The sequence below is a fragment of the Micromonospora sp. NPDC048843 genome (assembly GCF_040649965.1).
Lineage (GTDB): Bacteria > Actinomycetota > Actinomycetes > Mycobacteriales > Micromonosporaceae > Micromonospora > Micromonospora hortensis.
Genome location: NZ_JBEZGJ010000019.1, coordinates 58,911 through 65,313, shown reverse-complemented (window position 1 = coordinate 65,313; position 6,403 = coordinate 58,911). Strand labels below are relative to the sequence as shown.

The window sequence follows — 6,403 nt, the reverse complement described above, 5'->3', positions numbered from 1 at the left end:
GGTTGGGTCTCGCCGCTGGTGTGGCGAATGTGCACGCCCACCGCTGGCGGCACAACTTCGCCCACGAGTGGAAGCGTGCCGGCGGAAATACCGGCGACCTGATGCTGTTGTTGGGCTGGACCTCGGAGGACATGCCTCGCCACTACGGCGCCAGCGCGGCGGCCGAACGGGCGCAGGAGATCCAGGTGCAACTGGGCATCGGGAAAGGGGTGTAGACGCGGGCAACACGGTCGGCTGGGCCGGGAGTCGGCCCGGCCGACCGTGTTGCTCTTGTCGTCGATCGGCGGACCTGAGTCGAGTGGGGCTGGGTGCGGCCCACTTGCTCCGGTGCAGATTCCGGTACGACTTGTCGTACAGAGCTGCATCGGGGTAGCTGGCCTCCCGCTGATCGCTTGATCGGCATTCGTGACGCCTGGAGGACCGGCGGACGTTCCGATTGGTGACGTTGCTTAACGGATGGTCTGCCAGCGACGCGCGGCTCGGTGTTCGGATGCCGATGATCACAGATCCGGAAGGGGGAGCCGCTCCTCGCTGACTCGTGCGGGGGATGACAACGATTCCTGTGCGGCCATATCGTGCACTCGATGATCCGACCCGCGTTCCTGGATGCTGCCGAGGCCGCCCTGGCCCTGTTGCGCAATCCGATACTGGCCGAGCAATGGTCCTCGCCCAGCGCCCTGCCGGACTTCTCCACCGGCGGCCTCGCCCGCCATCTGGCCAACCAGGTCACTCAGACCGTGACGCTCCTCGCCGCGCCACCAGGAAAATCGGCGATCTCGGTGCTGGAGCACTTCACCGGCAACGCCTGGGTGACTTCAGGCATGGACAGTGCCGACAACATCGACATCCGGCGCCGCAGCGAGCAGACAGCTACAGCGACGAGCCCCAGGGAACTGGCGGACGCGGTCGATACGGCATTGACCGACCTGGGTGCCACGGTGACAGCGCAACCGCCCGACCGCATCGTGGACCTCGGCGACTGGGGCCTAGAAGTCGACAACTTCCTGCTGACCCGGGTCATGGAGCTGGTCGTGCACACCGACGACCTAGCAGTCAGCCTCGGCTTGCCGACCCCACCGATGCCGCAGACAGCGACTGAAGCGACAATCCACCTGCTGAGCAGCCTCGCGGCCTGGCGACACGGCTCCCTGAACGTGATACGCGCGCTAGCTCGGCAAGAACGAGCTCCCACCTCCATCTCCGCCCTCTAGCTGGTGGAGCGCTCGCTCTGCACGGTCCTTATCTGCCGCTGTCGCGCGTTGGTAGCGCCTGGAGCCGTGCGCTGTCATGCCGATGACAGTGCATTCGCAGATTCGCCGGATGGGCCCAAGTGACAATCTCTCGGCAGGACGTCACCGGATGTGGCCGGGACGCCCGCCCGACAGCGTTGGCTTCGGCGAAACCGCAGCTGACGCGCTGGGTATCGCACCGCGGTGGGCCGGTGGACTGTCTTGTTAATGGGTCGCCGGTGACGACGCCTACGGCGACGACCGACAACTGGCAGGACGGCCTGCCCTTCGCCCAGTGGCGTGCGCTTGCCGCTCTCGTTGTCGTCGACTAGGGATCGATCATGTCTCAGGGAACGCCGGCGGGCGGCTGGGGCTCAGCTGCCCGGCCGCTCGACGAGCCCGACATGCTCGAAGGCGTCCCACAGTTGTGGATCCTGAATGGTGTGGCCGCGTTCTAGACTCTTGATCGGACGGTGGCGATGTGCGGCAAGTTGTCGATGTGGAGGGTCTCCCAGCCGCGGCACTTCGCGCATCGCTGGCGGATAAGGAACGGGCGAGGCAGATGCAGACGGCCGTCGTCGGTCGCCAGGTAGAGGCTTCCGGCTTCCAGGTCACTAGACCTGTAGGTCCGCTCCCGCACCGGGACCAGCACGTTGTCTCCGGTCAGTTCCTCGAACTCCACCCGTGCGACCTTGCGGAGAGAGTCCCAGTGAATGCGATTGACATGGACGAGGGGAAGATCGGCGAGGAACGACGCCCGTTGCAGGAGGGTGGTCAGGTCGGCGTGGGCGTCGGCGATGGCGGCGGGCAGATCCTCGACCTCGACCCCGCGCAGAGCAGGACCTCGGCCGTTTCCAGGATGGCGTAGTACGCCGACCCGTCGGCGCCGTTTGAGAGCAGGACCTGTGCCCTGCTCCAGCGGTAGGCGACGGGGTGCGGGTAGCGGGTTCGTACCTGGTGGCTGAAGTCGTCCAGGAGGCCGGCGGCGTCGGCGCGCATCCGCAGCAGCCGGCCGGACTGCATGACGCGCCGTCTGGCGTCGGCAGCGTTCTCGTCCGTCCGTTGCTCCAGCGTGCGGTTTGCGCAGCGGGGTGCCCGTGTCAGCCGTCGAAACCGCCACCGCCCTGGCCACCCATCGCACTTCGCTGCCAAGCCGGACGAGCTGAATAAACCCAACGGCGTGCGGATGGACCGGCAAACCGCCTCGCACCCGCGTAAGCACCTGGCCCAGCCCACAGGAATCCGGGTGCTGAGGATGCGTACACATGCTGCGCTACACCTTCGCGGCTATGGCAGACGAGATCGGCTCCACCGGGACGGCAATAACCTGTCCCAACACGGGTTGACTGTCGCTGCTCTCGGTTACCGCACGTAGTCGGCGATGGTGCTACGAGCGGCGTTCGAAGCCGCCCCGCCCGTTGTCTGCGGCATGACCGGATGTTCAATGCCGACATTGGACTGCATCCTCATTCAGTCCGGGGCAGCGTGGGCGATAGCGCGGCTGGGTTCCCGGTGAGTTGGGAGCCTGGCGATGTTGAGCATGAAGCCCGTCCAAACCGCCCCTTAAGACGATCCGCTACCGGACACGGTGTGCGGTTCACGACGCAGCTCGGAGGGTATCGAGCCGGCGCAGGTCGTCGTCGGACAGGCTTAGGTCGGCCGCGGCGACGTTGGAACGCAGGTGGCGGACGCTGGTGGTCCCCGGGATCGGGATGACCGGCACACCGTGTGCCTGCTGCCGGTGGTGCACCCAGGCCAGTGCGACTTGCCCGCTCGTAGTGTCGTGTCTACTGGCGATTTCGCCCAGTGCGGCGCGTAGGCCGCTCGCTACTTGCTCGTCGGCTGTGCTCGGAGGCTGGTGGAGGAGTCCATGACCGTTTGGGGAGTGGGCCACGATGACCACCCCGAGGTCAACCGCGGTAGGCAGCAGCTCCTGCTCGATGTCGCTCTGCACCAGTGACCACTGCTCCTGTAGCGCCGCGATCGGGTGGACGGCGTGTGCGCGGCGTAGGTCGTCCGCCGTCACGTTGGACAGGCCAAGGGCGCGTATCTTCCCCTGGTTGACCAGTTCGGCCATGGCTTCGACGGTCTCCTCGATCGGGACCGTTTCACTGCGATGGTGCAGGTAGTAGAGGTCGATGACGTCGACATCGAGCCGTCGCAGGCTCGCCTCGCTCGCCTGCCGCACGTACGACCGGTCAGCCCGTACGTCGAAGCCACCGGCGAGTTCACCTCGCCATACCAACCCGAATTTGCTGGCCAGCAGCACCTCATCACGGCGCCCTCGGATTGCCCGGCCGACCAGCTCTTCATTCTGGTAGGCATCTGCGGTGTCCACCATCGTGACGCCCGCATCAAGGGCGGCGTGGACGACCGCCACCGGGTCACGGTCGGTGCCGTCGGCGGTTCCATCGCGCAACCTCATCGCGCCGAATCCCTGGTGGCCGAAAGTATCGCGACCCATGGATAAACGCGTTCCCATCTCGGCACTTGGCATGACCCACACCCTAAAACCTCAACCGCAATTGAGGTCCAGTCCGTTAGCGGTGCCCGGTCTGCGCCATCGGGACCAAGGAACCTCATACGGGACGCCACAGCTCAGATGGCCTGTGCGCGGCAGGACCCGTCCGGTGAGCATTCCCGCACAGGGCCGCCATCCGGGACCCCTACGCTCATTGGCGGCCCAGGGGCGCCGACCGTTCGTCTGGCGTGGCGTGGGAGTCGACGTGTCGGCGGCAGCACTAGGGCGCGTTTCAGATGTCAGCGGCGGCGGAGTAGGCGCCAGCGGCCAAGAGCAGATTGGCTGTCTGTGAGTGGTCGCCTCGTAGCGCCCAGTCCAGGGGTGAGTAGCCGGTTCCTCGGTCTTCGCGAAGGTTCGGGTCTGCGTCGTGGGCGAGAAGCTCTTGCACGACGTCGGTATGTCCCCAGGCCGCCGCAGCGCAGAGGGGCGTGCCCTCCCGGCCGTGCCCGCTTTCGGTGTCCGGCGCAGCGCCAGCGGCAAGAAGGAGCCGCACGAGATCGACCGCGCCGTGCACGGAAGCCTGGTAGAGCGGGGTCGTGCCCTCTCGGTCGGCCGCGTTGGGGTCCGCTCCGACGCGCAGGGCGGCGTTGGCGATCGCTGCGTCTTCGCGGAGCACCGCCTCCATCAGGCGCTTGATGAGTTTCTTTCGCTGTCGCTTGTTCACGGTCCTCAGGGTAGGCAAGTTTTGCGGTCCAACGGGTGGCACCTTCAGAGCCATTCGTTGATCGCGGCGACGTGGAGCGTGGCCTGGTAGCGCACAGCGAGTTTGTCGAATCTGGTGGCCATAGCTCGGTGGCGTTTGAGCTGGTTGATGCCGCACTCGACGGCGTGACGCTGGCGGTAGGCGATGGGGTCGATGGTCGGTGGCCGGCCGCCCTTCGCACCTTTCCTGCGCCGGCTGGCGACCTGGTCGATCTTGATCGGGATGGTCGCCGGGATGCCACGTCGGCGTAGTTCCGCCCGGGTTGCCGCGTGAGCTGTATGCCTTGTCCGCCAAGACTCGATCGGGTCGGGTGCGGGGTCGGCCGCCGCCTGCCCGAGGGACCCGGATGCAGGCCAGGACCCGGCTGAACTGCGGGCTGTCGCCGCGCTGCCCGCCGGTCACCAGCATCGCCAGGGGTTTGCGGCCCTGCTCGCAGGCCAGGTGCACCTTCGTGGTCCAGCCGCCGCGCGACCGGCCCAGGGCGTGATCAGCGGGCTCGTCCTCGACTCCGCCGGGTGGTTCCTTCTGCCGCTCGGGTTGGGTGCGGGCGCCTGCGGCGTGCTGATGCGCCCGCGCGATGGTCGAGTCGACGCTGACATCCCAGCCGATCAGACCGGCCGCGTCGGCGCGGGTCTGCAGCCCGGCGACGATCCGCTGCCACACCCCGGCGCGTTGCCAGCGACGGAACAGTCCGTAGACCGTCTGCCAAGGTCCGTAGCACTGCGGCACGTCCCGCCATGGCGAGCCCACCCGCACTCGCCACCGGATCCCATCAATGAACTGCCGTTTACTCCACTTCGGCGGCCGACCGGCCTCTTACCCCTGGGAAGCAGCGGCACAAGCGCCGCCCACTGAGCGTCGGTCAGGTCGTGCCGCCTCGTCACCGGTATGGTGGCCGCGAGGTCATCCCACTGGTGTGAGGTCAGGCGACCCGACGGCCTGCCGGTGTTCGGCCGGGCTGAGACCGCGTACCCGTTTGAAGGCCGCGCTGAGTGCGAATGAGCTGCCGTAGCCGACCTGGCGGGCCACCGCGCCGACGGTGGCGTCCGGTTCGCGTAACAGATCGGCGGCCAGCGTGAGCCGCCAGTTGGTGAGGTACGCCATCGGAGGCTCGCCGACCAGTTCGGTGAACCGGCGGGCCAGCACCGCCCGCGAGATACCGGTGCCGGCCGCGAGGGTGGCCACCGTCCAGGGCTTTGCCGGCTGGTCGTGCAGCAGCCGCAACGCCCTGCCGACCACCGGATCGGCGTGCGCTCGGTACCAGGCGGGCGCCGCCGCCTCCGGCCGGGAGAACCAGGCCCGGAGTGCGGCGATGAGCAGTAGGTCGAGCAGGCGGTCCAGGACCACCTCCTGCCCCGGCTCGTCCTTCGTCATCTCGTCGCTGAGCAACGGGATGAGCGGGCTGTCCAGTGCACCGGCCGGCAGCACCAGGAGATGAGGCAGGACCCGCAGCAGCCGTTGGCTGACCTCGCCCTGCAACTGGTACGTGCCATTGAGCAGCACCGCGGTTCCGTCAGCGCGTTCGCCCCAGGTCCGGATACCCAGGTCCATCATTTCGCACAACTCGTCCCCGGCGGGCGTGGTGGTGCGCTCTCCGGGATGGATCACTGCCTGCGGTGCCGTGGCGGGGTCGTCGGCGATCGCGTACGGCTCCGGGCCACGGATGATCGCGACATCGCCGGGTTGCAGCGGCACCGGAGCACCCCGGTCCGGCACCACCCACGCCGTGCCGCGCAGCATGGTGACCAGGGTGAGGGGCGCGCGATCCTGGATCCGTACCGACCAGGGCGGGTCGAACACCGACCGCATCAGGAACGCACCACGCGCCCTCGGCCCGTTCAGCAGCCCCGCGAGCGCATCCATGCGCTCAGGTTAGCCCTGTGACGTGGGCGGTCGAGACGCCGGGACATGCGATCGAGAGTCTCGCCCATTCCCGGTGCGCTCGCCCTC

6 protein-coding genes and 2 pseudogenes are annotated in these 6,403 nt (G+C 67.7%); 2 read left to right on the top strand and 6 right to left on the bottom strand.

All coding sequences use genetic code 11. The features are described from left to right. Together AB0C20_RS07390 and AB0C20_RS07385 are read left to right on the top strand one after the other, a co-directional pair. Positions 1 to 215, top strand: a pseudogene (locus AB0C20_RS07390) (integrase); the annotation flags it as partial. 369 nt (positions 216 to 584) lie between these two features. Then, positions 585 to 1,211, top strand: coding sequence for a maleylpyruvate isomerase N-terminal domain-containing protein (locus AB0C20_RS07385; RefSeq protein WP_357567592.1), 627 nt, complete (start codon positions 585 to 587; stop codon positions 1,209 to 1,211). Positions 1,212 to 1,683: 472 nt separating this feature from the next. Here AB0C20_RS07385 and AB0C20_RS07380 read toward each other — a convergent pair whose 3' ends face one another. From AB0C20_RS07380 to AB0C20_RS07355, 6 genes and pseudogenes are all read right to left on the bottom strand, one after another. After that, a complete protein-coding gene (locus AB0C20_RS07380) occupies positions 1,684 to 1,911 on the bottom strand; it encodes a hypothetical protein (RefSeq protein WP_357567591.1) in 228 nt (75 codons plus the stop codon). Positions 1,912 to 2,003: 92 nt separating this feature from the next. Beyond that, complete coding sequence (locus tag AB0C20_RS07375) at positions 2,004 to 2,252, bottom strand: hypothetical protein (RefSeq protein ID WP_357567590.1); 249 nt, start codon at positions 2,250 to 2,252, stop codon at positions 2,004 to 2,006. Positions 2,253 to 2,826: 574 nt separating this feature from the next. Continuing rightward, positions 2,827 to 3,726, bottom strand: a complete 900-nt coding sequence (locus tag AB0C20_RS07370; protein WP_357567589.1) for an aldo/keto reductase — start codon at positions 3,724 to 3,726, stop codon at positions 2,827 to 2,829. 256 nt (positions 3,727 to 3,982) lie between these two features. Then, on the bottom strand, positions 3,983 to 4,414 hold the full coding sequence (locus AB0C20_RS07365) for an ankyrin repeat domain-containing protein (RefSeq protein ID WP_357189274.1): 432 nt from the start codon (positions 4,412 to 4,414) through the stop codon (positions 3,983 to 3,985). Positions 4,415 to 4,458: 44 nt separating this feature from the next. Beyond that, positions 4,459 to 5,379, bottom strand: a pseudogene (locus tag AB0C20_RS07360) (IS5 family transposase). Further along, entirely contained in the window at positions 5,357 to 6,316 is a 960-nt protein-coding gene (locus AB0C20_RS07355) for an AraC family transcriptional regulator (protein WP_357189271.1), read from the bottom strand. The pseudogene AB0C20_RS07360 and the gene AB0C20_RS07355 overlap by 23 nt, the downstream one beginning before the upstream one ends. Between the last annotated feature and the right edge of the window lie 87 nt (positions 6,317 to 6,403).

Coding starts and splice junctions, on each gene's coding strand:
- AB0C20_RS07385 (WP_357567592.1), top strand. CDS start 585: ATGATCCGACCCGCGTTCCTGGATGCTGCCGAGGCCGCCCTGGCCCTG.
- AB0C20_RS07355 (WP_357189271.1), bottom strand. CDS start 6,316: ATGGATGCGCTCGCGGGGCTGCTGAACGGGCCGAGGGCGCGTGGTGCG.
- AB0C20_RS07370 (WP_357567589.1), bottom strand. CDS start 3,726: ATGCCAAGTGCCGAGATGGGAACGCGTTTATCCATGGGTCGCGATACT.
- AB0C20_RS07375 (WP_357567590.1), bottom strand. CDS start 2,252: ATGCAGTCCGGCCGGCTGCTGCGGATGCGCGCCGACGCCGCCGGCCTC.